The following is a 26010-nucleotide window of genomic DNA, read 5'->3' as shown; positions in this document are numbered from 1 at the left end:
TTTATTTGCTTAAATCAATCCTGCAACTGCCTGCTAATGCTTTATCTTCAATTGCTTTTTTTAATAGCAAGGGATCTTTATCCACCTGATAAAGCAATTGATACACCTCTCGAACCGACAAGCTTTTTTCGTTTCGTTCTTTCAATATCAAGTCATCGCCTTTATTTATGTTTCCTTCACGTAAAACACGAATGTATACACCAGGAAAACCAGCTTCAATAAATTCCTTTACCATGTTATCACAAAAAAATCGATAGTTTAATTTAAAACATGGCTGTCTTGGTTGAGTTACCTGCACCAAACACTCACCAATCTCATAAACATCGCCAATTTTCACCTCTCCTTCATCCAATTCTGAAATGCTTAGGTTTTCACCAAACATGCCAAAATCCCATTCCAAATCAGGAAATCTGTTCTTCCAAAAATCATAATGACTAGTAGAATACCAATAACACGCTTTGTCTACTCCGCCATGATACCTTCTGTCAATTACAGAATCATCTTTAACATCCTCTTTGCCCAAATAAATTCCTTCATCTACCGGAAATTTATACATGCCTGTATTCACCAGCTTTCCATGATAATTGATTTCTACTGATGTTCCTTTATTAGTCGACACAACTTTCATAGAAATTATTTTTTAATGGATCTTAAAATATAAACTACCTCTTTCTTCAGACTCTCGTAATCCTCTTGTCTGATATCAAGAATCATTTCAACGCCAATTCCTTTTTGAATGGAATGAAAAACTACAACTGTATGTTTCTTCGTTTCATCATCATTATAGGAACCTAAATACCCCATTGAATTCTCTAACGAGAATAATTCTTGCTCTTTTGCAATTACCTTATGAATATCAACCGTTAACCTTCTTCTTTTAAATGATGAGTAGTCGAGCAGTGTATTCTCTTCTCCGATATATTCCAAAGACAAAATACAGGATGGAACAACTCCACTTTCCAGTGTTTCAACAGCTCCATTTCTGGAAAAAACAAAATTCAACAGCTTACCTTCCTTAAATTGATCTTCCAAACACCAATTCCCTTTTGGAAAACCGATATTGATATCTGGTCCTTCAATAAAAAAACTATTCCTATAGGTTTCTGTTCCAATTGCATCTCCATTCTCCGACCAGTAAGTCCACTTCCCATTTTTTTTACCCTTTTCAAAGCTTCCTTTTTGTGATAGTTCGCCATTTGAATAATAATAGGCAGCAGGTCCGTTTAAAGTGTCGTTTTTAAAGTTTACTGATAAACTAGCCTTGCCATTCGGATAATATTCGAGATACAAGCCATTGGCAATGTTATTTTGTGCGATAAAATCACGCAGTAATTTACCATCTTCCGTCCATAAACGAATATTTCCATCCTGCACTCCCTTTTTATAGGAAAACTGCTTCTTTTTATTTCCATTGGGAAAATATTCAATACACTTGCCATCTTCAATTGCTAATTCCTGAAATCCTTCCTCATACAATCTTTCCCACTCAATTAATTCAACCTTTGGCAAATAATCTGTTTCGGATAGCAATGCACCTGAAATAGTATAATCTTTAACCTGATATTTGCCCTCCAAGATGGGATAAATAACACTATAATATTTAGCATCAGCTTTTTCTATAGAAAGCCAGTTTTCATCGAAATAAACTGTTTTTTGTCCATGACTTAATGAGGAAAAAAAGATCAAACAAAAGAATAAAAGTAGATTTGGTTTCATAATAATGTGTTTTGAGTGAATGTAGCAATATTCATTCCTAAAGTTACTTCTTTAAAAATTTTCTGGCCTTTTCATGAAATTTTAAATGTCGTAATCCATTAATCAATCCTTCGTCGGTATAATAATGCCAAAAGTAATCGAACCTATGCTCTACTCCATGCAAAACTTCAAATTCATGATTCAATTTCAGTTCGTTCAAATAGTCATGCAAATCATAAATGCATCTGCGATTTCTGGTCAGCACAAAACTATCTTCTGTACCTATTTCCAATCGCAAAGGAATTTGTAACTCCTTTAATAATTCCAGATTTTGTGCTGCCAACTTTTTATTAAATGGCAAAGTATAATCACTAACGTATCCCATTCCAACAACTGAAGCAAACTTACCTGGATATTTCAAATAGTAATGAATGGCTCCTGCTGCACCGCGAGAGTGTCCTTCAATTGAAATACTATTATTTTGAAGACCGGCATTGAAGTTATTCTGACAATACTTAACAAACTCTCCCTGTATATCTCCAGCAATTAGACTTTCATTCTCTGGGGTAAACCATTGCACATTTTCTCTGTAATTATCTCCACGAATTCCAGCAATTACAACTGGTTCAATTTTACCATCCAGAATCCATTTGTTAAGCTGTTCTTCATTTACGTATTTATTAAAAGTTGTCTCGTCTCCACCTTGTCCATGCATAAAAATTATCAATGGATAGTTTCTTTCTTTTGAAAAATTGGGTGGCAAATAAACAAAATATGGAACCCAGGAACGTGGACTGCTATTGAAAACAAAAAAGCTTATTTTTCCATCCTTACCTGATGTATCTTTTATTTCATTATAGCTTTCAAAACAATATTTCGAGGCATTCATATTCAGTATATTATCTTTTTATAAAATCTATATTAAGAGCAAATAATTTGCAGAATAAAATTGTATCTTCTACAAAACTAAAAATTATCAACCAATAAAAAATTTTTCGAAGCACATGAACTTTCCATTTTTTGGTTTTGCCTGAAACACTGCATATTTAAATGGTTTCAGTACCCCAATATTAATTCTCTCTATATAGGCATAAAAATTACTGATTAATATAATTTGTGCGTTATTCAAATCAATTCTACATTTGTATCGTTACAAAAACAAAGAAAAATAAACTTTAAAATAAATTCTAAGATGCAAACTTTAATCGGAAAAAAAGCTCCATCATTTCAGGCTAGCGCTGTAGTAAACGGAAATCAAATTGTTGAAGGATTTTCTTTAGATCAATTCGTAGGAAAGCAAGAAGTAGTATTCTTTTTCTACCCTCTTGATTTTACTTTTGTTTGTCCAACTGAGTTAATCGCATTCCAAGACAAATTAGCTGAATTCGAAAAAAGAAATGTAGCAGTAGTAGGTTGTTCTGTTGATTCAGAATTCTCACACTTTGCTTGGTTAAATACTCCAAGAAACAAAGGTGGTATCGAAGGTGTAACTTACCCACTTGTTGCTGACTTATCAAAAACAATTTCAGAAAACTTCGGAGTATTGGCTTCTGAGTATGATTACGATACTGAAGGAAATGCTGTTTCGACTGGTGCTCCTGTTGCTTACCGTGGATTATTCCTTATCGACAAGCAAGGTGTTGTTCGCCACTCTGTAATTAACGACCTTCCATTGGGACGTAACGTTGATGAAGCAATCCGTATGGTTGATGCACTACACCACTTTGAAGAAAACGGTGAAGTATGTCCTGCAAACTGGAACAAAGGTGAAGAGGCTATGAAAGCTACTGCTGCTGGTGTTGCAGAATACTTAAGCAAGAACTAAGAATTAAAAAACAAAATTAATCTCTATACCACTTAGGTGGATAAAATCAAAAAAATACAATATCATGAAAATTAACACTTATCAAGATATCACTACTATCGAAGGTGAAGCAAAAAAAGATTATATCGATAGACACTCAGCTTTCATTCACTGTGATGAATCAGCAAAAAAAGGTGAAAAATTCAAGGTAAAAGTGAAAATAGGTGATGCTTATGCTCATCCAGATGATTTCGATCACTATGTAGCATGGGTTCAATTATGGGATGGTGAGAAAATGTTAACTCAAGCTAACTTCTCTTCAGGAGTACTTGGTGGCGAAGCAAACCAAACCGAAGTTGATTTTTACGTGGTTCCTTCTCGTAAAATGAAATTAACTGCAACTGCTTTCTGTACAAAACACGGATTATGGCATTCAGATGAGAAACTAGTTGAAGTTTCAGAATAACAATTTCATAGATTTGTAAAAAGGGAAACCGTTTGGTTTCCCTTTTCTTTTTTTATTCTTTTTGATCTTTCTTTCCTTTTAAATATTTATCCAAGAAAGTCACAATTTGTCCATACCCTTTAATTTCATTTTCCTTCTTACGGAAACCATGACCTTCATCCGGGAAAACGATGTATTCCACAGGAACATTGTTTTTCTTCACCGCATCAACAATTTCGTCCGATTCCACCTGAAGAACACGAACATCATTTGCTCCTTGAAGCACCATTAATGGTTTGGTTACCTTATCAGCAAAAAATAGTGGCGATTTGTTATACAAGGCAACAGAATCCTGTGTTGTAGGATCTCCCATTTCAGCATATAGAGCTTTTCTAAATGACTCCCAATATGGAGGTATTGATTTTAGTGTTCTCAACCAGTTGGTTACTCCAAAAATATTTACTCCAACCTTAAACTCTTCTGGTGTATAAGTAAGCGCAGCCATAGTCATATATCCACCATACGATCCACCAATAATACCAATCTTATCAGAATCAACAACGCCAGTATTAATTAAGAATTTCTTTCCCCAGATGCAATCTTTCAAATCCACATCACCATGCTTTTTATCGTCCATAGCATAGAATTTCTTTCCATAACCACTACTGCCACGGTTATTTACAGCCAAAACAGCATAACCCTGATTTACCATATATTGAATTAACGAAAAATATCCAACACGCGATTGTCCACCAGGACCACCATGTACCCAAACCAAAGCAGGTACTTTATGATCGGCACTTGCAACTTTTGGTTGATAATAAATAGCAGGAATTGGAAGGCCATCAAATGATTCGTAACGAACTACTTCTGCTTCAACAAGATTTGCCGGATCAATTTCAGGATTCAAGGTGTTGGTTAGCTTTTTGGCTTCATTGTCTCCCATATCAAATACATAAATATTATTTGGAGATACCGATGTTCCAACAACCAATCTTCCTCTTTGTTCATCTTTGGTTAAGCTAATCGATTTGATATCGGCACCAGGAATTTTAGGCAATTGAACTTCTTTTCCTGTTGCAATTTCAACCACTTTAATATTGGTTTTGCCATCCTCATTGATACCTATAATTCTATAAGTTTCATTATAACTGTGATAAGCATACCAAACATCCCAATTGGTTTTATAAACCAAACTTTTCTCTCCAGTTTCAATATTGTACTTGTTTAGATATACAAAATCAGAATCTTCATTACACAAATAATACAAGTAATTATTATCTAAACTGAAGAATTGTGGATTATAGCTTGCATCTCCATGATGTTCCGAAATATGCGTACGCTTGCCTGTATTTCTGTCATACAAATACATCTCATTATTTGTAGTAGTCAAACTTTGTGTTAGTGCCAGGTATCTGTTATTCTTACTTTTTGCTTCAACATCAAAACCATCATTGTTGGTGTAAATTAACTTATGATTTGGATTACCATTAAGAACTGATTCAACACTTACCTGGTACAAATCCATAAACTTAGGATTGCGCTTGTTCGATTGATAAAAGAAAGATTTTTCATCACGATCCCATCCCCAAAAACTTGCTTTGGCATTCTCGAAAGGTGTGAGATCTGTAATATTTCCTTCTTCGTCTCTCATGTAAATGTGATTGTTTTCATTCCCTCCCTGATCAGCCGAAAACAACACCATATCGCTATTAGGGAAATAGGAAATGGCAAAGTAAGACTCCTTTTCGGAGGAAGTTAATTGTTTTTGAGGTGAGCCATCAACAGGGATTTCGAAGAGGTTATAGATCCCTGTTTCGTTACTGCTTACCAATAACTTCGATTTATCAGAAGAAAATGATCCTCCGCTTACACTAATATTTTTGTAGAATTGTTCGATACTGTACGATGGTACAGTAATCTTTTCTTTTGCTGGCTCACAAGATACAAGAGCAACAACAAAAATCAATAAAATCAGATAATTACGTTTCATATTTTTTAAATGAAGGTTAGAAATACTTTTAGAATTAAGTATTGAGAGTGGTGTCAGTTATAAATTTATAACATTGTATTGGCTTTACAAAATATTTATATCCTGTTCAAATCATTTAATTCTGTTCAAGAATTAGCTTTTGCAACCAATCAATTCAATTCAAAAGCTCTATATTTGCCCAATCTTTTTAAAAATGATATTTGAGACTAATAGTATGAAAGAATCTGTTGTTATTTTGTGTGGTGGAGGTCCAGCACCAGGAATTAATACTGTAATTAGTAGCGTTGGTAAAGTGTTTTTAAGAAATGGTTACCGAGTTATTGGTTTACACGAAGGTTATAAAGGTCTTTTCTCTGAAGATCGTAAAATGGAGGAGCTAGACTTTGTAACTCTTGATGCAATTTTCACCAAAGGTGGTTCGCACCTTAAGATGAGTCGTTTTAAGCCAAAAGACAGCGATTTTTCAACCAAATTCTTTATTGATAACAACGTAAAACTATTGGTTACTGTTGGTGGCGACGATACCGCTTCTACAGCAAACAGAATCAGCAAATATTTGGCTGATAATAATGTGAACATTTCAAACATTCACGTACCAAAAACCATCGATAACGATCTTCCATTGCCAGAAGGAACTCCTACATTCGGATTCCACTCGGCAAAAGACGAAGGGGTTAAGATTGCAACAACTGTATACGAAGATGCAAGAACTTCTCAAAACTGGTTCGTTTTGGCAGCTATGGGGCGTGAAGCAGGTCACCTGGCATTCGGAATTGGTGCTGCATGTCATTTCCCAATGATTATCATCCCTGAGATGTTCAACAAAACTGCTATCTCTGCAGAGAAAATTGCTCAATTGGTGATCTCATCTATCATTAAGCGTAGAATCTTAGGCTTGAACTATGGTGCTGCTGTAATTAGTGAAGGTGTTTTCCATTTTATGAGCGATGAAGAAATTGAAAGTACAGGTGTGAACTTTACTTATGATGCTCACGGTCACCCTGAGTTGTTCAACGTAAGTAAATCTCACGTATTTAACATGTTGATTCAGCGCAAGATCAAATCTTACGGACTAAACATTGGAACTCGTCCGGTTGAGTTAGGTTTCGGTTTGCGTTGTTGTCGTCCTATCGGATTCGACTTGAGCCTTTGTACTCTTCTTGGTGATGGCGTTTACAGCCTATTCAAGCAAGGTCACTCGAAATGTATGGTAACTGTTGATCCTAAAGGTGATGTTGCTCCACTTTTCTTGAAAGATGTTGAAGATGAAAACGGAAAAGTGAAGCCTCGTTTGGTGGATGTGAACAGCGAAAAAGTGCAAAATATAATGAATTACAACTTGCATTATCTAACTGAGGAAGATATGGAAGCGGCTAAGGAGTATCTTCCAGATCCAGAAAATTACATTTTCAAAAAGATTTTGAACTGGAATTAAATCAATGAACAATTAGTAATGAGTAATTAATAATTGTAAGGATATAACAAAGGCAGTTGGAGTAATTCAACTGCCTTTGTTCTTATAATTATATGCCAATCAAAGGTTAAAATAACTGTATTAATTAGACAATGATGAACCTTATCACTTTTCAAGCTGTGTTTTTCCCTTCTAGGGAAAAGGGTGAAATAAGAATCATATAATTAAAAATACACCCTTCTGGCTGTTGCCATCTTCCCTAGAAGGGAAGAATTCCTAAATAAACCTTTCTATTGCTTTTCAAGTATTAAATGAACGACTCTCGTCGAAGTAACACTCTGCGTTTTTCCTGTATAAATTCTTTGCGAACTCTGCGTGAAATTTTACTGTTCCCTTATTTGATAAAAAACACCTCTCTCCTGCTCCACTTTTTCGAATCCTTTAAGGCTGGACAAATTTCCCAGACAACGATCGATTTCCTCTTCACACAGTCCAAGCATGGTAATTAAATCTTCAACTGTACAAGGTCTGCGCGATATGGTTTCCTTGATTGCGGTTTCGGTATCCGATCGGAATTGGGTTTGTGTAGACTGCTTGGCTTTGGCAATGATTCTCACATTATCCAATTGCCACAAATCCATTACCGCTTGCAACTCTTCCTGCTAGCTCCACGAAGATTGGTCACAGTACCCGGACGATCCAGAGTATTTAGCTGAACGATATCAGGCTTAATCTTCAAAATGATTTCCTTTAAGGCCAACAATTCCTCCTTACTGTCGTTATAGTTTGGTAAAATGAATACTTCCAGCCAAATTTCACCATTAAACTCAGCACTAAAATCAATCATCCCCTGAATGTAAGCTTCAAAATTGATCTCTTTGTGTGGACGGTTTATTTTTCTGAATACAGGCTCTGTTGCTGCATCTAATGATGGAAGAATCAAATCTGCTTTGTTTAGCGCTTCTCTTACCTTCTTATCGTGTAAAAGGGTTCCGTTGGTGATTACACACACCGGAATATTTGCCTCATTCTGCTTTACAAAGGCAATGATCTCTTCCAAATTGGCATTTAAGGTTGGCTCACCCGATGCCGTTATGGTCACATAATCAGGAGCCTGATTGTGTTGCAAATAATGGCTCAACTCTTCCTTAATTTTATCTGCAGAGATATAATCTTCTGGTTGAACCGATAATTGCGTTGTTCTTCCAACTTCGCAATACACACAATCAATGGAGCACACTTTTTTTGGCACCAAATCAACCCCCAAAGACATACCCAAACGCCTCGATGGGATTGGCCCAAACAAATATTTATACATTCTTTCCTTTGTCATCTTTTGCTAAACTTACAGTTCTCTTTCGAACTGTGATTTTACATAGCAAACCTAATGAAATATCTTAGGATTTTCTCTCTTTCGACAAAATTTCTATTTTTGCATGACACACCTATCAAATTCTAACGGACAATTCGTAAATTTTAAGTAATTAACCATCGGGAATATCCGATTAAACGCACGAATATGTCTGAAAATAATGTAAATGCTTATTTACTTCTTACTTGTCCCGATCAAAATGGGATTGTAGCTAAAATTACCCAGTTCATTTACCAAAGTGGCGGCAATATTATTGCCTTGGACGAACATGTAAATCAAAACCAGGAATTCTTTTCATTTCGTGTGGTTTGGAACATGAAAAACTCAAGTATTCCTGCTTCGGAATTGCATGCAGCTTTCGAGCCGCTTGCCAATGAGTTTAAGGCACACTGGAGAATCGAGTTTTCAGGACAGAAACAACGTGTGGCCATTTTTGTATCGAAATACGATCATTGCCTGCAAGAGATTTTATGGCGATACAACATGAACGAGTACGAGATTGAAATTCCATTGATCATCTCCAATCATCCCGATTTGCAACACATTGCCGATGCTCATAACATTCCTTACCACGTTTTCCCAATTACAAAGGAAAACAAACAGGAACAAGAGGCCAATGAGATTGCCCTTTTGAAGGAACATGATATCGATTTGGTAATACTGGCTCGTTACATGCAGGTATTATCACCAGCTTTTATCGGAGCCTATCGCAATAAAATAATAAACATTCACCACTCTTTCCTTCCTGGATTTGTGGGCGGAAACCCATACAAACAGGCCTACGAACGCGGTGTAAAAATGATTGGTGCAACCAGCCATTTCGTGACAGAAGATTTGGACGAGGGACCGATTATCGAACAAGATATCATGCGCATTACGCACAAGGATACCATTCCAGACTTAATTCGAAAAGGTCGCGATTTGGAACGTATTGTTCTGGCTCGTGCATTGAGCTACAAAGCCGAACATCGTATTATTGTGGATGGTACCAGGACAATTGTTTTTGGGTAAAATTACCTCACCCTAACCCTCTCCTCAAGGAGAGGGAATTTGAACTACCAAGTTTTATGGATGGTAAATTACTTGTGGACACACTTGCTGGTTCGAGTTTGCAACTCGGACCTTATGCAAATTTCGCAGACGCTGCCATATACAGAACATTTTAACCACAAATCACAGAATTGCGGCAGTGAGGGAGATGCTCCCATTGGACTAATTGATACCCTCACTCACAGTGAGAGCATCAAATAAGTTATTCTTTCAGTACAAAAGTCTGACTACACATCACCTCACCTTCATGTATGATCTCAAAGATCCATTCGCCCAATTGCATTTCCCAATCGAACTCGAAGGTGTAGAAGTCGAAACCTAGCTCGTCGCTGTATTCGTCTTTTTCCTCGGTGGTTTCGATAAATGCTTCATTGGTTTCAGGATTAACTAATTTAGGATGCTTGATTCTACACACAAAATCAACACGTTCTGCAATCTCCGATTCCGTTTCGAAGCGATAGCTGATTCCAAAACTCAAGCCTTTCTCAGGATTAATGACATGGGTTCTTTCCTGAAACTCCATATCGTCAGAATGCAAAAAGTAGCCTGTTGAACTGCCAGGAACATATTCCTTCTTCGTCTTCCCAATGGCTTTACAAATTCCGTAATCAACTATTTTTATTTTCATGCTTAATGTCTTTACTTGATACCCTCAATTGAAATGAGAGCGTCAAAACTACAGATTTTTTTATAGTCTACTCTTCGCTGGTTCGAGTTTGTAACTCGGACCTTATAAAAATTCGGCATACTCTGCTAAATACAGAACAATTTTATCCACAAGTTACAGACTTGCGGCAGTGCGGTGGAATTTACGGTCCTATAAAATCGAATTTAAAAATCCTTTACACCACGAGCCCTGATTACAAATCAGGGCTAGCGAGACACATCAAAACTACCGTTTTTTTTAGTGGTTGAAAAAATCACAAACCTTATTAAATACAGTATCAAAATCGTTGGTGAGTTCCTGTGATGGCTTGCCATTGGAAGGAAATGGATTTTCATGGGTATATTCTCTGTCAAAATCCAACTCATCAACTTTTATGTCAATATCATGGTAAGCTCCCTTCAAAGTATTTATTACTTCGTAGGAAGGAATTACAACATCTTTTTTTAGTGTGATTGCATAAATTTGATTTTCATATTTTTTAAACAACTCCTCTCTAAAGCATCTCATTTTCTGGTAATCCAACATCGCATAAAATATTTTCCCTTCCAAATGATCCTCCTCTATATAATGGTTTAGCAAATTGTCTTTTTGTAACATTTTCTCAAAATGCTCAACCAAAAATGAATACAAGGCAACATTAGCTTCACTATCAAGAATAAATTTAGAAACCGGAGATAAACGATTAAAGGTAGCACCACTGCAAAACAGACAAACCTTTGTGTTGGCGAAATAATTCTTGTGATTGCTTAATTTTAAGATTTGAGCCAGAAAGCCTCCTATGGAATAGGCAAAAATATCAAATTCAAAATCCTTGCTAATAAAATCATGTTTGCCTTTTTTGCACTCTTCAATAAACTGGATGATATCATAATAAGTCTGCAAACCTGACCAAATAAAACGTTGTGGCATTGAATGTAATCGCATACTTATGGCAACATTCGACAGCGTAGAATTCACAACATTAGGATATCTCTTTTTTCGCTCCTCGCTTAGCTTGTACATGCCTCTTTTGTTACTCCAATGTTTTGGTGCTCGCTGCATGTGAAAAGCAATTGGAAATAATATTACGCTGCTTCCTGTACCTTCACAAATCGATTCGGCCCAAGGCAGATATTTATCCCAGTCTTTCTCGTTAAAACCATGAAAAAGAAACACTACTTTTTTGGTAGATTCTACTCCTGCAGGCTTTATAATATGATACTTGAAAAATCGATTTTCTTCAATAGAAATATCCTTAACATGAACATTGTGGTTAATGGTTCCGACCTCTGTATAAAAAGGCGATTCATGTTTTAAATCCATATGATGAGATACACAATGGTAGTCGATAACTCCAGGAAGAATTTTATAGGATAAGGATTCAAATTCACACTCTTTCAACTCTGTTCTATTATTCATAACTCCTTAATTTTAGAATACTAACTCATTTTATTGCTTCTTTATTGCCGTTTATGTAATACCAATTGTATATCAAAATGATTAATGCCGATACAGATTTATAATCCTTGGCTAATAGTTTAATTACATACTTAGCACAGATTACAAATCTGCGCTAGCGAGGGGCAAGGATTCGTGAAGCTGCCCCTCGCTGGAGCGGATTTGCAATCCGTGCCCATCATTTTATAACCAAAATATCCAACAAACCCTTCTCACCACTATAATCAACGGCACTACTATACACATAATCCTCAGCTCTAAATACAAGCCCTTCCTCAACCGGATTATTATGTAGATAGTTCAGTTTTTGATCAATAACCTTATTACTCCATAATTCTATTGGTTTGTTATCAGCTCTCCAAAACCGATTACCTTTTTCTGTTGCAAACTTTTGAAGCAGCCACTCTTTTCTGCTTTCCTGATTATTAGCTTTAATTGCCTCAATAATTGCTTTTGAAGTAAACTTTTTAAAATCTCTTAAGATATCTGATAATAAAAAATCTCCTTTGGCACGTGCTATCAAATGAACATGATTGGTCATTATACACCAAGCAAATAGTTCCAATCCTTTATTTTTCTGACAATAATCCAGATTCTTAATAAGAATATCTTTATAACAATTACGTGTAAACACATCAACCCAGCCTTGAACTGCAAAGCTTATAAAATAAACACCTTCTGGATTATAGAACTTATACTTACGACTCATAGATATTAGTTTGAAATATAAATATGCAAAAGCCCAACTGTAATAGTCAAACGTTTGTGCATAAGACTAATAAATTAATTCAAATACTGGCTTATTTTGCACAATGCCGATGTAGATTTATAATCCTTGCTAATAGTTTATTTACATACTTAGCACAGATTACAAATCTGCGCTAGCGAGGGGATTTATTCATGTTGCCATATCAAAGCCGCTACCGTTTATTGTTTTTGTTACATTATCTAGTTGAGCGTCACCGCCCTTTAATTTTAACTTTTGTTATGGGCTAGCATTATTCAATTTTTAAACTGGTTTTAATTTTTGTATTTCTGTTTATCACAATTAATTCCATAGAATTTTTTGCTTTGTAAACTGAATCTCCTTGGCTAATAAATTGATGAATATCCCACTCTTCACGTGTTTCAACGGTGAAATTTAAGAAGCAGATTCTATTATCAATTAGTTTATCCAATATAATAGTATTTCCTCCACGATTAGTGGATATTAACTTCACTATGCCAGATTTTTCTTTGGATATTAGCTCATCATAGGAAGATCTAAATTCTTTTCTTTCTATCGAACCTTGTATTAATATTATAGCGAAAATTATTGCGCCAAAAACTGTAACAATTAGTATGAATTTTTTGTATTGTTTTAATTCGCTCAATTTATCCAATGTCAACATTTACTTTCGTCTATTAACTTTAATATCATCGATCATTAATCTGGGTTATGTAGTATGCTTGCCCATAACGTTGGGATAACCCAACCAATTGTTTTATTTCACTAATAAAAGTTTGGTTTACCTTACTATATTAAAGAACAATCCAATCTTTCATCTAAAACTCCAAATCTACAAAATCCCCAACCAACACCCTCATTATTTCCAAAAAACATATCAGTACAAATCAAAATTTATATATTAACATATCTCACCAACATTTCAAGCAACACCAATATCAACATATTCCAATATAAAACTCAGTAAAAAGATGAATTGAATGTAGTTTGCACACAAAATAATGAGCAAATGAGTTGTGGCCTTTATTTTGTGCAAATAGAAGCTTAAAGATCGATATGGGTGTCTATTTTGTACAAATCTGGGCGTTTTAATCGTTAAAATTTGGAATTTTGTACAAATTTATCGTTCAGGATCGTTAATCGTCTAAATTTTGTACAAACCTGGTCGTTTAGATCTATTTTTACGCTGATTTTGTAGAAAATTCGTATTGAATATCAATAGACGTAACGATTTTGTACAAAATTTCAGGTCAAGATTATTAAAGACGACTATTTTGTAAAAAATTGCCTCTCTCAAGCATCCAATCGTATTATTTTGTACAAAAGAACACTCAAAATTCATCGGAAAGGGAAATTTTGTGCAAAATTTTGCTTCCCATCCATCTGAATGAATCATTTGCCACAAAAAGAAGTCTAAGATCAGCAATGACGGTATCTGTAGCGCAAAACAATCACCACATCAATATTTATCTTAAAAATGCGACAAAAACTAATGAAGTTATAATAATTGGTTTAATCAACCAAGACATTCTTACTTTATTTCACTTATCATACATTTTTAACAGTTATTAACATTACTTCCTAAATTATATTTCTTAAATTTTGATTGCTTTTAGCCCTTAACACAAAAAACTAAAACAAAATGTCAACAAGCATTTATTTTTACTGCAATGGTGATGAGGTCAATAGTATCGGCAAAACCATTGAAACAGAAAGTGTAAAAATTGATACCAGTGAAGATCCTATTTTTACCCAAATTATTGCTGAAGAGAAGCAAGAACGTTCGGTATTGGAAAACAGTATCAAGTACAATAAAAGAGGTTCTGTTAGCAAGGAATTAAAGGAATTGGACGATATTTTCGACAATGACTTTACTTGTTTGAAAGGCTTTATTATTGCCAACCGAAACATGACCAGTGAAGAAATTGCCAATGATGCCAACGAAATTTGGGATTTAATGGGCAAGTACAATCGCCAGCTTCACAACTTAAGTTTCGAAGGGCAGTTTACCAATGCCAATATCCTGTTCTCAAAACTTGAAGAGCCTGTTATGAAGGCCAAGATTGATAAAATGATTGGCGTAAGTGATTGTCTTGCAAAAGCAAAGGCATCCTTAAAAAATGTTGAGCTTTGCTACGAGGAGCTGAACGCTCAGGAGTCGCAAATTGAGGAAGTGATTGCTCCATCGAGTCAGAAGAACATTCTTCGCAACATCATTAACGAAAAGTTGTTGCCGCATTTGAACAACTGGAATATGGTGCAGCCCGATAAGTATGGTGCTTTATTGGATGCCATCGAGCGAAGAATTGAAGAGGTAAACGCTAAAGCGCGTGCTCGTAAAACCCGAAATGCCAATGGTGGCATTGAGGATGAAACCACCGAAGATTAATTCCATTTTTATAAATTTTAAGGACTAATGCATGGGGCACACTCTGGTGTTGCCCTTTTTTGCGTTCTTACCTCATCCTACCCCTCTCCTGAAGGAGTTAATCTTTATGCACAAATATGAAATAGCAATACTAATTAGTATCAGATGATTTTTGAGTAGTATTATCAAGTAGAGTTTTTCCCTTAAAAGGGAAAATGCCTACAGGCAAAAGGGTGAAGTAATAAAAAATAAAGCAAAAGCACCCCTCTGGCTATCGCCATCTCCCCTAAAATGGGAGAATTTGGAAATTAAGGGATTGTTCATCTAATTCTCTATACATTTTATTAAAATGATAATTGTGTTTAAAGATAACAACCATCTAAAGTAGAAGGCATGTGGAAATGCTGTGTGCAGAATCCCTAGACTTGAGCTTTAACCCAAGCAATCCCCATTATTCATTATCATTACTCATTGTTAATTGTTAATTGCTAATTATTCATTGTTCATTGTCTTTCGTGCCAGGCGGTGACAGAAATCTTGCTTTTCGTTTCCCGAATGTCCTTTTATCCAGTTGAATTCCATCAGTTTTCCTTTGCAAAGTTCATTCACCTCTTTCCAGTGTTTTGCAAATTGAACATCGCGACCAAAGGCGGTTTGCCAATGGTTGTGTTGCCAAAAATGCACCCATTGTACCAATCCTCGAATTACAAAACGGCTATCGGTATTAATCTGTATTTTCTCGACCGATTTTAAGCGCTGTAAGCCATCCGTTACGGCAAGCAGCTCCATCATATTGCTACTTCCTCCTTCAATCAATCGGGAGTAGATCTGCTGTGTACCATATGGATCTTCGGTAAATCCGCCATAGGCAGATTGATTGAATTCCGTAGAGTGCGATGCATCGGCATAGATTTTATGAATGTCTTTGGTTTCGGTCTTACTGGTTGTAATTTGTAGCACACTTTTTCGTCGGTCAACCCTGATGTAGGTATTGAAATCGGCCTCCTCTAAAAATCGAAAATCCTCTATAAACACGCAGTTGATGGTTTGATTGGGTTGCAAATTTCCTTTAATGGCAGAACGCACCACCTTTTTGAACTGAAATTTTAGCCTGTGAATGGTTGCCGCTAAATTCGACTCCTCTTCAAATTTGATCTCTCCCTTATCGGATCATAAAACAAACGAATGTTTTCATTTTCATCAGAAAGAAAACATTCAACCCGATCTTCTTTTATGGATTTAACCTGTAGCTTGATTTTTATTATTTCCAATTTGAATCCTTTTTCTGCAATTTAAGCTTTAAGATTAATATAGCTTATGTTTTGGGTGGCAAAATTACATCAACCATGAAAACACCTCACCCTTTCCCTCTCCTGAAGGAGAGGGAATATCTACGAATTAAATTAGTAGAGAATTATAACAAATACACTCGCGGCGATGATCTGGAGAACTTCCCTTCTCCTTAAGGAGAAGGGACCGAGGGATGAGGTGATTTCCAGCTAAAGCAGAGAATAAAGGGACGTAGTCCTGTTTTCTTCATAGGAATATAATGTTCCATATACATATTAGGGACGTAGTGCTGATATCAAAATATCATTACCTGATTCTTAAATATATTATTGATTTTATATGCCAGGGCTATGCCCCTCTGGCAATTCCAATGTTTATTTTTCTACGAAGATTTTAGGGCTAAAGCCCCTTACCTAATTTATGAATCACAAAAAAAAGCCATCCCCACAATGGAGATGGCTATATTTTAAGACGCTGACAGGTATTTTTACCAGATTACTGCACGTTGTTCTTCGGTGCGGTACAATGGATCTGTTTCAGCAATTTCGAATGCTTCGTAGAATTCAGGAATGTTGAACAATCCACCATTTACACGGTATTTACCTGGTGAGTGAACATCTTCCTTAATTAATTTTCTTAGGTACTTATCGCGAGTGTTACCTCTCCAAACTTTTGAGTAAGCCAGGAAGAAACGCTGCATGTTAGTGAAACCTTCTATATCTGCTGGCTGATCACCATCTAAAGCCATTTTGTAAGCTTCCAAAGCAACAGTTAACCCACCGTAATCAGCAATATTTTCACCAAGAGTTAGTTTACCATCAACATGAAGATCTTCGAATGCGTAGAATCCGTTGAATTGCTCAACCAACTTCTCTGCTCTAGCGTTAAACTTCTCTGTATCTTCAGCTGTCCACCAGTCTATCATGTTACCATCTTTGTCGAATCTACGACCAGAATCATCGAAACCGTGAGTCATTTCGTGACCGATTACAACCCCAATTGCACCGTAGTTTACAGCATCGTCACCATCTAAATAGAAGAATGGAGGCTGTAGAATTGCAGCTGGGAATACCACTTCGTTCAACAATGGGTGGTAGTATGCATTTACAGTTTGTGGAGTCATACCCCATTTTTCTGTATCAACAGGCTGACCTAATTTTGCAATGTTTTTAGCATCGTAGAATTTAGCAGATCTCCACAAGTTTTGAATGTAAGAATCAGTACCTACTTCTAGTTTTGAGTAATCTTCCCATTTGTCAGGATAACCAATCTTCACACCAAAAGCATCTAACTTAGCCAATGCTTGTGTTCTTGTTGAATCGCTCATCCAATCCAATTTCTCAATTCTTCCGCGCAAAGCAATTTTCAAGTTGTTTACCAACTTGTCCATTCTCTCTTTGGCTTCAGGTGGGAAATATTTTGCAACGTACAATTGACCAACAGCTTCGCCCAATACGCTACCTGTAGCATCCGACATGCGTCTCCAACGTGGCTTTTGTTCTGTAGCTCCGGTTAAAGTTGTTCCGTAAAAAGCAAAGTTTTGCTTCTCCAATTCAGTTCCAACAGAACCTGCTGCATCATCTAAAACTTTCCATTTTAGGTACAATTTGATATCATCCATTTTCTCATCAACCAACATCTGGTTCAATTCTGCCATGTATCTTGGATGCATAGTAATTACATACTCTTTGATATCAGCGCCTCTTTCCTTGAAATATGTTGCCCAATCGAAGTTTGGATATTCTTTCATCAATGTTTCAACCGGCTTAGGGTTGTACATTGCTGGATAATTTCTGTTTTCTAAACGAGTGTTGAATTTAGCTGCCATGCGAGTCTCAAACTTCATGATTCTCTCCGCATTTTTTGCAGCAACATCAGCATCTTCGCCAATCAATTCGAACATTTTGGCAACGTGCTTCACAAACTCAGCGCGAATGTTCAGGTTGGTTTCGTTATCTACCACATAGTAATCGCGATCGGATAATGAAAGACCATCTTCTGACAAATACATGCGGTTTACCTCAGTATTTTTCATATCCTGCTCAACACCTGCTCCAAATAAAGCGCTAATTCCCAATTGGTGCAGGTGAACCAATTCTTTGCGAAGGTCTGTAGTATTCTGCAGGCTTGCAATTCTTTCGAATTCTGGCAACAATGGCTTGATACCAACTTCGTCAATCTTCTTTACATCCATTGCAGTTGCATAGAAATCTTTAATCTTTTTCAGATTACTTCCTTCTTCTACATTTTCAGCTTTAGCTGCCTCTTCCAACAAAGTGTGAACTGCTTCGTTGGCTTTTTCACCAAGGATATCAAAAGCGCCATAACGACTTCTATCTGCAGGAATTGGAGTATTTTTCATCCAGGTTCCGTTAGCGTATTCAAAGAAATCCTCACCTGGTTTAACAGATAAGTTCATGTCCTCTTTTTTGATCACACCAATGCCTTTTTGTGCTTGCTGTGAACATGCAACTGTAATAGCAAGAGCGGCTCCAAGGCCTAATGCTCCCCATGCTAGTTTTTTCATGTTTACTGTTTTTATAGTTTAGTTTTGATTCTTGGTTTTCTTAAAGTTGCCGAATTTATAAAAATTCCGAACAATAAGCCTATTTTTTCGATAAGCAGGACAAATCTCGGGATAAGACTCTTTGCTTATCTTCTGCGAAAGCAATATGTTTGCATTCGTAAATAGAACAACACAGGATGAATCAGGACGTGAGCAAGGGAAAAGTAATATTGGGAATGAGCGGAGGAACAGACTCTTCGGTAACTGCAATGATGTTGCAAGATCAGGGCTATGAAGTAATTGGAGTGTCACTTTGGTTTTACTCCAACAATCATTCTTATGATGAAAATGACAAGTATCCTGACTTTATTGTAGATGCTCAAAAACTTGCCCATAAACTTGGCATGGAACATCATGTTATCGATGCACGAAAAGAATTTAGGGATACAATCATCCAATTCTTTTTAGATGAGTACCTGGCTGGTCGTACACCTAGTCCTTGCATACAATGCAATCCGAATTTGAAATGGAAATTATTGCTCGAAAAAGCCGATGAACTGAATTGTGATCACATTGCAACGGGTCATTACATTACCATTGAGGATGAGAACGGATTGTTCTACATCAATAAAGGAAAAGATCCTGCCAAAGATCAATCCTACTTTCTTTGGAATCTTCAACAAAACATTCTCTCCAGAACACTAACTCCTCTTGGAAAATACACAAAACCTGAAGTTCGGGAGATTGCAAAATCTTACGGCTTCGAAGAGGTGGCCAAGAAAAAGGAAAGTATGGGTGTTTGCTTTATGGATCGAAAAGACTATCGTGACTTTTTACAAGAAATGATTCCTGATTTGAATGAGAAGATCGGAAAAGGAAAGGCTGTTGATATAAATGGTAAAGTATTGGGAAAACACGATGGTTATCCTTACTATACCGTAGGCCAAAAGCGAGGTATTGAATTGGAAGAAAAAACGGGTTTAATGGTCAGCCGAATTGATGCCAAGAACAACACCTTAATTCTGGAGAAAAAAGCCGATTTAAATAAGCTACAGCTTAAAATATCTGGCTACTATTTCCATAATATCGAGGATATCAAGCAAAACAATATTACCACAGTGGTAAGGGGTCTTGGATTAAATCCTGATGGCTATTCAAAGATTACAATTTTGGACGATAATGAACTATTGGTGGATTTGGAAAACCCGGCTTGGGCTATGGCACCTGGGCAACCGGTAGCTTTTTACATTGGCAACAAACTTATTGGCGGTGGTTTTGCCGAATACAACGATTAATCACACTTTGTAAAGACGCATGGCCATCCGTCTCTACAGTACTAACGATATTATAAATGACTGACGGAATCAATAAAACAGAACTAAACGAAGAATTGATCAAACTGATTCAAATGCGAATGCCATTTGGCAAATACAAAGGTCGATACCTTATCGATTTGCCAGAACCTTATTTGGTATGGTTTCGTGAGAAAGGATTTCCTCCTGGAAAGTTAGGCGAAATGCTAGCATCTATGTACGAAATTAAATTGAATGGACTGGAAGGAATGTTGCGTCCGTTGTGCAAAAAATATCAATAGAATTATACCGTTAGAGACGCAAAGCCTTGCGTCTCTACAACCAGCACATTTAAATGTTTATCTGCAAGGCCATCGATTTAAACAGACAATACACTTCTGTACCTGCATCCAAATTCATTTTTTGTTGAGAGGCCTGTGTAATAGATACAATTAAAAGAAATCCAACATCAACAAGACAATAGGTTCTGTTCTCTTTTTTAATGATTTTGGTAATATTTCCCTTCAGTTGGTTGCGAATAGAAATGTCGCTTATTTCATTCAAGGTGATCGCTATGTCTTCGGGACGTAAAGAAACATTTAACTCATCTCCCACTTTGCAGCAATCGTTAATTAATTCCCGCTCTACATGAATTTCATGACTGGCTTCACGATTGATTAATTGGGTTAAGCCATTCTCAACATCATGCGATTCTACCTTAAATGGAATCACATTCATCAGGCCTGCTCCACGCATGATATCCAATGATTTTTCCGACTGTATCAAATCAAAATAATTACCATGCCCTTCTACTCTACCATTGCGTAGTAAAAACAGTTTCTGCGTCAGACTAAGCAAATCAGGTAAATCATGGCTCACCACCAACATGGGAATACCAAGTTTTTTATTGATTCTAATCAGATAAGGAATAATTTGTCTACGCAGGGCCACATCCAAAGATGAAAAAGGCTCGTCCATTAATAGTAATTTTGGAGCACTTAACAATGCTCTTCCAATAGCTACCCGTTGCCTTTCACCTCCTGATAAACTCTTGGGTCTTTTCTCCAGTAATTCACGTATTTCCAATAAATCCACTACCTCATCGAAATGAATAATTTGTTGAGCTTTATCGGCATAAACACTTCCAAACAATAGGTTCTTTCGCACTGTCATGTGAGGAAACAATCTGCCTTCCTGAAAAACGTATCCAATTCTTCTTTTTCGAGGTTTTACAAGTGTATTATTTTCCGTATCCAGCACCAGTTCATTACCAATCTCAATATGCCCTTCATCCGGATTTTCCAGTCCAGAAATCAAATGCATTAAAGTGGTTTTTCCAGATCCAGAAGGACCAAAAACCCCAGTAATTCCCTTCAAAAAATCAACCTCAACATCGAGAGAGAAATTTCCTTTTTGAATTTTTAATTTGGCCGATAATGCATGCATATTCAGTAATATATTTTGGATAATTATTTACGATGATGAAGTTTTTTTACCAAAATCTCAGAAAAAGACATGGCTGCAAATGAAAATACAACAGCTACCAAAAGCAATCTAAAAGCTGCAGTTTCATGCCCGGGAACCTGAATTTCATTAAAAAGCGCCAAAGGTATGGTTTGAGTTTCACCAGATATGTTTCCGGCAAAGATTATGGTTGCACCAAACTCTCCCAATGATCTGGCAAAAGCCAAAACAAAACCACTTATAATTCCTGGAAGTGCCAATGGCAAAGTAACACGAATAAAAGTCTGTAATGAATTTGCTCCTAGTGTTTTTGCAGCTTCTTCGTAGCCTGGATCTACCATTTCGATAGACAAACGAATGGCACGAATTGCCAAAGGAAATGAAACCACCATTGAGGCAAGTACAGCAGCATAGAAACTAAATGCCAACTTTATTCCGAACCAATTATTCAGGTACTTGCCAATTAATCCATTTGTTCCCAATAACAAAAGCAATATAAATCCTGTTGCAACAGGCGGAAGAACCAAAGGCAAATTCACAAAACCTTCTACTATTGATTTTCCTCTGAAATGTTTGCGAGCCAACCACCAGGACAATAATACCGATGGAGGAAGAATAAAAACAGCACACCAAAAAGCAACACGAAACGAAAGTCCGATTGCCAGCAATTCATCTTCACTAAAATTTAGCAGTTCATTCATATTCATCCAGATTGAATCCGTTTATTCTCCATATCCTTTTCACCTCTTCCGATTGAAGGTACAACAAAAATGAATTTAAACTTTCAGATCTCTCCTTTTTTGCAGCACCCACATAGGCAATGGCTTCACATGCAGTATTTGGAAATCGATAAACAATATTGACCTTTTCAGATTTCATTGCATCTGTTTCATAAACGATACCCATTTCAGCTTCGCCCATTTCAACCATTAACAATGCATCTCTAACATTCTTTGCAGGCAAATATCTATCAGCAAGATCTCTTTCCCATCCATAAAATTTAATAACCTGCATTGCATACTTACCTGCTGGAACATGTTTAGGATCGCCAATGGACAATCGGCCACTAAATTGGTTCAAAAAATTGTTCTCTACCTCTTCACTATTTAGCTTTTTATTATTGCCTACAGGAACAATGGCCACCAATCGGTTTGTTGCTAAATTCTTTATTGTGGTCTTTTTAACCAACTGCAAGCTGTCTATGTAATCCATCCATTTTTTATTGGCAGAAATGTAATAATCAAAATCAGCTCCACTTTCAATTTGTCTGGCCAATATCCCCGATGAAGCAACATTTAGCTTGACCTTAATACCAGTTTCCTTCTCAAAACTTCTGGAAATTTCTTGAGCAACATTTGTTACACTGGAAGCAGCAAATAAGGTAATTTCATTTTTTCTATTCTTTTTATTCGAACAAGAAAAAACAAACATCGATAATATGATTACAATTACAGTTTTCTTCATGTATAAATGCTTAGCAAAACATGAAAATAGTAATTTTTAAAGAATACTGAACTCCTTAAAACAATATGATACCAGATTGATCACCTCTAGCTCATAATTAGCAATTGTTTAGCAGTTCTTATTTTGATTCATTTTGGATAATTTCCGCACAAGCACACTATTGATTTATCCTCCAAATCAATGAATTATACAATACAAAATCCTATGGTATTTTGAAAGTTTTTATTTTCTCGGCTCACTATCCATTCTGAAATAAATGGATTGAAAAAGTTTAGATAGACAAAGAAAGAGATATCAGTTTGAACCTCACCCATTAAGACATAGCCCGTTTTGCAGCCATGGTTCCAAACTATAGCAACAACATTTAATTCGTTAGAGCAAGATAGAGTGATTACCTATGATAGACGTCTAATTTTGGTAAGAGTGCTTACAGCCTTAAACTGATTCAACAACAAAACCTTGAGGTTTTGCGTTTGAAAAAATTGACGAACCGGACCAAATCTAACGATTAAGCCTGTACAGAATAAAGTCGAATACAATTCCCAATCCTTATTTAAAAGAACAACATGAGCGATAGTCAACAGTGTAGCGAAATAAACCAATCGATGCAAGGTTTTCCAATGTCTTTTCAACAACTTCATTGATCGACGATTTGAAGTAATGGTTAGTGCAAATATTATTATTGTTGAAATTCCTGAAAGAATTAAAGGTAAATCCGAAACAACTGCAAAAAATCCTTCATGATACAGAAAAAAGAAAGCATGTAAAAAAACATAAACACCACAAGATATTCCCATTGCCTGTCTTACAAATAGATTGCTTTTGGTGCCAAATACAATCTTAAATGGTGTAATCATTAAAACAGCCATTAGCCATCGTATAGCCCATTCACCTGTTTGCTCAATTGCAATTTCGATTCCTGGAATAATATCTCTTCCAGTTTTGAGTGCAACTTGTTCGGCCAGTTCGATATCATCAAAAAGAATAAAATCAAACTCAGGATATTCGAAATTGAAACTAATCAATGAAAAAATCTTAATTAAAGGAAATAATGCCAACACACAAACCATCAACCACGCGAAATTCTTCTGTAGAAAACTCATAACTTCAACTATACTTGTAAATCCCTCTCAATTTATTTAGAATAGTTCAAAATTGGGATTTATTATTGAAGATGTAAATACCTAGATGTTGGTATTTATTGCATAAAAAATAAGCGTATCTATCCCACCCTACTGATATTTTGCAAGCGGTTCATATCGAGAATTTTTATGTATCTACCATCAACAGAAATGATTTTATCTTTCACAAACACACTAATTTGCTTGGAAACACTTTCTCTACTCGTACCAATCATGTGTGCAAGTTCTTTACGAGTTAATGGCAAATCAAATTCTTGTTTCTCAAAAATAACTATTGCAAAATAAAGTATTGCATCCGCAAGCTTTCCGTAAATTTTCTTTTGGTGCTGATCAATAAAGCGATGGTAATTGTTCAAACTATCGTTACATACCGAAGAAAGTATCTCATATCCAAAACGCCCATTCTCTTTTATAAATTGAGAGAATACATTCAAATCAATGTAACAAACACGTACAGTGGTTAATGCAGCATATGAATAATGATTGTTGGTATCAGTAAATATAGAATGCAAACCCAAATAGGAATGTGGCTTAACAACCTGTAAAATATACTCTTCCTGGAATCGGTTCTTTCCATACTCCTTCGCTAAACCTTCTCTTAAATAAACAATATGCGAAGTCCTTGATCCTTCAGCCAAAATAATTTCGCCCTTTTCAAACTTAACTTCGTTGCAATTTTTGCTTAGTAATTCTAGTTCAGATTCCGATAAAGTTTGCGAAGCACATGAACGATCGTCGCAGGTTTGACAATTGGAAAAAATCTTATAATCTGGCTGATGAAACATGCTAAAGAATAATGTGAAATATATCACAAAGATAAGATAAAACAATCACATTCTTTATTGAATATATGCACAATAGCCTGTTGTAACTTTGTATTGGGAGGTATTCCTTTTGATTAAAAGAAGTAATATTTAGAAAAATGAAAAAATTGTTGTTTACAACATTTCTATTGGCTTGTTTTCTGTTTATAGATTACCTGATTTTAATAGCTGTAGGATGTTCTGCATTTAAATGTGGAGCCCAAGAAGGTTTTTATTGTGGTTTTTATTGCAAGTTTGCATTAAGTCTAATTACGTTATCTGTAATTGGAGGGCTTTATTGCGCCAAGAAACTTGTAAATAATGCATTATAAATTCAGGTACATCACAAAATACTTTATACAAAACGAGGCTGCACCAAATGGTGTACAGCCTCGTTATTTTTTTATTTTTTCACGGAATATTTACAATCCCAAATTTTTATTTTTTATTACCTCATCCTGAAGACGACGGGCCAACTTTTGTTCCCTTACCAATGCGTTTTTTCTATGAGTATCAAACTCTTCTCTAACCTCGTCCAAAGTTTGCTTGGTTTCAACGGTTACAACATTACTTCGTTTAAACATCATAAAGCAAACACCAGCTACAGCCAATGAACCTAGAATAAGTACCCACATTAAAGTATTGTATGTAGATTTAGACAATTCCATGCCTAAAAATTTCATACTATCCTTCATACGGATGGTTTCATCCAATTCCTTTTTTAAATTCTGAATTTCAGTATTAAGATTATCAATTTCCCTTCCCTGATTATCTACTTTAGTTTCAGATTTTTTAAGGAAAGATTTTAGTTGGTTTAGAGAATCTTGAACATTTGATTGGTATTTACTCAACATCTCCACCTTAATCACTTCATGACCTTGCCAATTACTTGATTTTTTTGTCATATATTGAAATTGGCTACTTATTGTTCCATTATCCAAGGATGGTTTCGCTTCCTGTTGGGTCGATTCAGTTTCCTGTGCCGATAATGTTAACGAAAATAAAAACAGTAAACAGTACGTAAGAATTGATTTGTGCATTTTAATTGGGTTTCTATTATTAATTTAAGCTCTGATT

Annotated in this window: 25 protein-coding genes; 7 read left to right on the top strand and 18 right to left on the bottom strand. The window is 35.9% G+C overall.

Features of this window, described 5'->3' with window-relative positions; translation table 11 throughout:
* Position 1 precedes the first annotated feature (1 nt).
* The 3 genes from JCM15579_RS07610 to JCM15579_RS07600 are packed head-to-tail and all read right to left on the bottom strand — an operon-like array spanning position 2 to position 2584.
* A complete protein-coding gene (locus JCM15579_RS07610; RefSeq protein ID WP_054718092.1) occupies positions 2-628 on the bottom strand; it encodes an MOSC domain-containing protein in 627 nt (208 codons plus the stop codon).
* A gap of 5 nt (positions 629-633) precedes the next feature.
* A complete protein-coding gene (locus tag JCM15579_RS07605) occupies positions 634-1716 on the bottom strand; it encodes a toxin-antitoxin system YwqK family antitoxin (protein ID WP_054718088.1) in 1083 nt (360 codons plus the stop codon).
* A gap of 43 nt (positions 1717-1759) precedes the next feature.
* Positions 1760-2584, bottom strand: coding sequence for an alpha/beta hydrolase (locus JCM15579_RS07600; RefSeq protein WP_054718085.1), 825 nt, complete (start codon positions 2582-2584; stop codon positions 1760-1762).
* Between the two features lie 303 nt (positions 2585-2887).
* Here JCM15579_RS07600 and JCM15579_RS07595 point away from each other — a divergent pair, with 303 nt between their 5' ends.
* Entirely contained in the window at positions 2888-3520 is a 633-nt protein-coding gene (locus tag JCM15579_RS07595) for a peroxiredoxin (RefSeq protein ID WP_054718082.1), read from the top strand.
* A gap of 64 nt (positions 3521-3584) precedes the next feature.
* Positions 3585-3965 (top strand): desulfoferrodoxin family protein, encoded by a 381-nt coding sequence (locus tag JCM15579_RS07590; protein ID WP_207784541.1) that lies wholly within the window; start codon positions 3585-3587, stop codon positions 3963-3965.
* A 52-nt stretch (positions 3966-4017) separates the two neighbouring features.
* Here JCM15579_RS07590 and JCM15579_RS07585 read toward each other — a convergent pair whose 3' ends face one another.
* The gene (locus tag JCM15579_RS07585) at positions 4018-5937 is read right to left on the bottom strand and encodes an alpha/beta hydrolase family protein (RefSeq protein ID WP_054718076.1); all 1920 of its coding nucleotides are present in this window, start codon (positions 5935-5937) and stop codon (positions 4018-4020) included.
* Between the two features lie 193 nt (positions 5938-6130).
* Here JCM15579_RS07585 and JCM15579_RS07580 point away from each other — a divergent pair, with 193 nt between their 5' ends.
* Positions 6131-7372 (top strand): 6-phosphofructokinase, encoded by a 1242-nt coding sequence (locus JCM15579_RS07580; protein WP_218186102.1) that lies wholly within the window; start codon positions 6131-6133, stop codon positions 7370-7372.
* 362 nt (positions 7373-7734) lie between these two features.
* On the opposite strand, the gene JCM15579_RS20730 is transcribed toward JCM15579_RS07580, so the two are convergent.
* Both JCM15579_RS20730 and JCM15579_RS07575 read right to left on the bottom strand, forming a co-directional pair.
* The gene (locus JCM15579_RS20730) at positions 7735-7992 is read right to left on the bottom strand and encodes a hypothetical protein (RefSeq protein WP_218186101.1); all 258 of its coding nucleotides are present in this window, start codon (positions 7990-7992) and stop codon (positions 7735-7737) included.
* Entirely contained in the window at positions 7992-8684 is a 693-nt protein-coding gene (locus tag JCM15579_RS07575; RefSeq protein ID WP_218186100.1) for a radical SAM protein, read from the bottom strand. The genes JCM15579_RS20730 and JCM15579_RS07575 overlap by 1 nt, the downstream gene beginning before the upstream one ends.
* Positions 8685-8870: 186 nt before the next feature.
* On the opposite strand from JCM15579_RS07575, the gene purU reads away from it, so the two are divergent.
* Entirely contained in the window at positions 8871-9734 is an 864-nt protein-coding gene (gene purU / locus JCM15579_RS07570) for a formyltetrahydrofolate deformylase (RefSeq protein WP_054718068.1), read from the top strand.
* 241 nt (positions 9735-9975) lie between these two features.
* Here purU and JCM15579_RS07565 read toward each other — a convergent pair whose 3' ends face one another.
* From JCM15579_RS07565 to JCM15579_RS07550, 4 genes are all read right to left on the bottom strand, one after another.
* Positions 9976-10401 carry a DUF3859 domain-containing protein gene (locus JCM15579_RS07565; protein ID WP_054718065.1) on the bottom strand — a complete coding sequence of 142 codons (426 nt, stop codon included), beginning with the start codon at positions 10399-10401 and terminating at the stop codon, positions 9976-9978.
* 276 nt (positions 10402-10677) lie between these two features.
* Positions 10678-11838 (bottom strand): DUF6051 family protein, encoded by a 1161-nt coding sequence (locus JCM15579_RS07560; protein WP_054718061.1) that lies wholly within the window; start codon positions 11836-11838, stop codon positions 10678-10680.
* Positions 11839-12055: 217 nt separating this feature from the next.
* Complete coding sequence (locus JCM15579_RS07555; protein ID WP_054718059.1) at positions 12056-12586, bottom strand: REP-associated tyrosine transposase; 531 nt, start codon at positions 12584-12586, stop codon at positions 12056-12058.
* 289 nt (positions 12587-12875) lie between these two features.
* Entirely contained in the window at positions 12876-13250 is a 375-nt protein-coding gene (locus JCM15579_RS07550; RefSeq protein ID WP_172677393.1) for a hypothetical protein, read from the bottom strand.
* A 996-nt stretch (positions 13251-14246) separates the two neighbouring features.
* Here JCM15579_RS07550 and JCM15579_RS07545 point away from each other — a divergent pair.
* Positions 14247-14993 carry a DUF6261 family protein gene (locus JCM15579_RS07545; protein WP_054718052.1) on the top strand — a complete coding sequence of 249 codons (747 nt, stop codon included), beginning with the start codon at positions 14247-14249 and terminating at the stop codon, positions 14991-14993.
* 471 nt (positions 14994-15464) lie between these two features.
* On the opposite strand, the gene JCM15579_RS07540 is transcribed toward JCM15579_RS07545, so the two are convergent.
* A complete protein-coding gene (locus JCM15579_RS07540) occupies positions 15465-16061 on the bottom strand; it encodes an RNase H family protein (RefSeq protein ID WP_054718048.1) in 597 nt (198 codons plus the stop codon).
* A gap of 688 nt (positions 16062-16749) precedes the next feature.
* Positions 16750-18789 carry a M13 family metallopeptidase gene (locus JCM15579_RS07535; RefSeq protein WP_054718046.1) on the bottom strand — a complete coding sequence of 680 codons (2040 nt, stop codon included), beginning with the start codon at positions 18787-18789 and terminating at the stop codon, positions 16750-16752.
* Between the two features lie 176 nt (positions 18790-18965).
* Here JCM15579_RS07535 and mnmA point away from each other — a divergent pair, with 176 nt between their 5' ends.
* Both mnmA and JCM15579_RS07525 read left to right on the top strand, forming a co-directional pair.
* A complete protein-coding gene (gene mnmA / locus JCM15579_RS07530; RefSeq protein ID WP_054718043.1) occupies positions 18966-20063 on the top strand; it encodes a tRNA 2-thiouridine(34) synthase MnmA in 1098 nt (365 codons plus the stop codon).
* A 56-nt stretch (positions 20064-20119) separates the two neighbouring features.
* Complete coding sequence (locus JCM15579_RS07525) at positions 20120-20362, top strand: DUF3820 family protein (protein WP_054718040.1); 243 nt, start codon at positions 20120-20122, stop codon at positions 20360-20362.
* A gap of 49 nt (positions 20363-20411) precedes the next feature.
* Here JCM15579_RS07525 and modC read toward each other — a convergent pair whose 3' ends face one another.
* The 6 genes from modC to JCM15579_RS07490 form a co-directional block, all read right to left on the bottom strand.
* A complete protein-coding gene (modC, locus tag JCM15579_RS07520) occupies positions 20412-21506 on the bottom strand; it encodes a molybdenum ABC transporter ATP-binding protein (protein ID WP_054718037.1) in 1095 nt (364 codons plus the stop codon).
* A gap of 23 nt (positions 21507-21529) precedes the next feature.
* The gene (gene modB / locus JCM15579_RS07515; RefSeq protein ID WP_054718371.1) at positions 21530-22225 is read right to left on the bottom strand and encodes a molybdate ABC transporter permease subunit; all 696 of its coding nucleotides are present in this window, start codon (positions 22223-22225) and stop codon (positions 21530-21532) included.
* Positions 22218-22988: a molybdate ABC transporter substrate-binding protein gene (gene modA / locus JCM15579_RS07510; RefSeq protein WP_054718034.1), complete on the bottom strand. Its 771-nt coding sequence runs from the start codon at positions 22986-22988 to the stop codon at positions 22218-22220. Before modA ends, modB begins: the two co-directional genes overlap by 8 nt.
* 395 nt (positions 22989-23383) lie before the next feature.
* Positions 23384-24091 (bottom strand): ferric reductase-like transmembrane domain-containing protein, encoded by a 708-nt coding sequence (locus tag JCM15579_RS07505; protein WP_054718031.1) that lies wholly within the window; start codon positions 24089-24091, stop codon positions 23384-23386.
* Positions 24092-24210: 119 nt separating this feature from the next.
* Complete coding sequence (locus tag JCM15579_RS07500; protein ID WP_172677392.1) at positions 24211-24942, bottom strand: Crp/Fnr family transcriptional regulator; 732 nt, start codon at positions 24940-24942, stop codon at positions 24211-24213.
* 413 nt (positions 24943-25355) lie between these two features.
* The gene (locus tag JCM15579_RS07490) at positions 25356-25973 is read right to left on the bottom strand and encodes a hypothetical protein (RefSeq protein WP_054718024.1); all 618 of its coding nucleotides are present in this window, start codon (positions 25971-25973) and stop codon (positions 25356-25358) included.
* Between the last annotated feature and the right edge of the window lie 37 nt (positions 25974-26010).

It is taken from the genome of Marinifilum fragile JCM 15579 (assembly GCF_001310955.1).
Taxonomy (GTDB): Bacteria; Bacteroidota; Bacteroidia; order Bacteroidales; family Marinifilaceae; genus Marinifilum; species Marinifilum fragile.
Note: the sequence above shows the minus strand (reverse complement) of the source record. Positions and strands in the feature narration are given on the sequence as shown.

Coding starts and splice junctions, on each gene's coding strand:
- JCM15579_RS07610 (WP_054718092.1), bottom strand. CDS start 628: ATGAAAGTTGTGTCGACTAATAAAGGAACATCAGTAGAAATCAATTAT.
- JCM15579_RS07605 (WP_054718088.1), bottom strand. CDS start 1,716: ATGAAACCAAATCTACTTTTATTCTTTTGTTTGATCTTTTTTTCCTCA.
- JCM15579_RS07600 (WP_054718085.1), bottom strand. CDS start 2,584: ATGAATGCCTCGAAATATTGTTTTGAAAGCTATAATGAAATAAAAGAT.
- JCM15579_RS07595 (WP_054718082.1), top strand. CDS start 2,888: ATGCAAACTTTAATCGGAAAAAAAGCTCCATCATTTCAGGCTAGCGCT.
- JCM15579_RS07590 (WP_207784541.1), top strand. CDS start 3,585: ATGAAAATTAACACTTATCAAGATATCACTACTATCGAAGGTGAAGCA.
- JCM15579_RS07585 (WP_054718076.1), bottom strand. CDS start 5,937: ATGAAACGTAATTATCTGATTTTATTGATTTTTGTTGTTGCTCTTGTA.
- JCM15579_RS07580 (WP_218186102.1), top strand. CDS start 6,131: ATGATATTTGAGACTAATAGTATGAAAGAATCTGTTGTTATTTTGTGT.
- JCM15579_RS20730 (WP_218186101.1), bottom strand. CDS start 7,992: ATGGATTTGTGGCAATTGGATAATGTGAGAATCATTGCCAAAGCCAAG.
- JCM15579_RS07575 (WP_218186100.1), bottom strand. CDS start 8,684: ATGACAAAGGAAAGAATGTATAAATATTTGTTTGGGCCAATCCCATCG.
- purU (WP_054718068.1), top strand. CDS start 8,871: ATGTCTGAAAATAATGTAAATGCTTATTTACTTCTTACTTGTCCCGAT.
- JCM15579_RS07565 (WP_054718065.1), bottom strand. CDS start 10,401: ATGAAAATAAAAATAGTTGATTACGGAATTTGTAAAGCCATTGGGAAG.
- JCM15579_RS07560 (WP_054718061.1), bottom strand. CDS start 11,838: ATGAATAATAGAACAGAGTTGAAAGAGTGTGAATTTGAATCCTTATCC.
- JCM15579_RS07555 (WP_054718059.1), bottom strand. CDS start 12,586: ATGAGTCGTAAGTATAAGTTCTATAATCCAGAAGGTGTTTATTTTATA.
- JCM15579_RS07545 (WP_054718052.1), top strand. CDS start 14,247: ATGTCAACAAGCATTTATTTTTACTGCAATGGTGATGAGGTCAATAGT.
- JCM15579_RS07535 (WP_054718046.1), bottom strand. CDS start 18,789: ATGAAAAAACTAGCATGGGGAGCATTAGGCCTTGGAGCCGCTCTTGCT.
- mnmA (WP_054718043.1), top strand. CDS start 18,966: ATGAATCAGGACGTGAGCAAGGGAAAAGTAATATTGGGAATGAGCGGA.
- JCM15579_RS07525 (WP_054718040.1), top strand. CDS start 20,120: ATGACTGACGGAATCAATAAAACAGAACTAAACGAAGAATTGATCAAA.
- modC (WP_054718037.1), bottom strand. CDS start 21,506: ATGCATGCATTATCGGCCAAATTAAAAATTCAAAAAGGAAATTTCTCT.
- modB (WP_054718371.1), bottom strand. CDS start 22,225: ATGAATGAACTGCTAAATTTTAGTGAAGATGAATTGCTGGCAATCGGA.
- modA (WP_054718034.1), bottom strand. CDS start 22,988: ATGAAGAAAACTGTAATTGTAATCATATTATCGATGTTTGTTTTTTCT.
- JCM15579_RS07505 (WP_054718031.1), bottom strand. CDS start 24,091: ATGAGTTTTCTACAGAAGAATTTCGCGTGGTTGATGGTTTGTGTGTTG.
- JCM15579_RS07490 (WP_054718024.1), bottom strand. CDS start 25,973: ATGCACAAATCAATTCTTACGTACTGTTTACTGTTTTTATTTTCGTTA.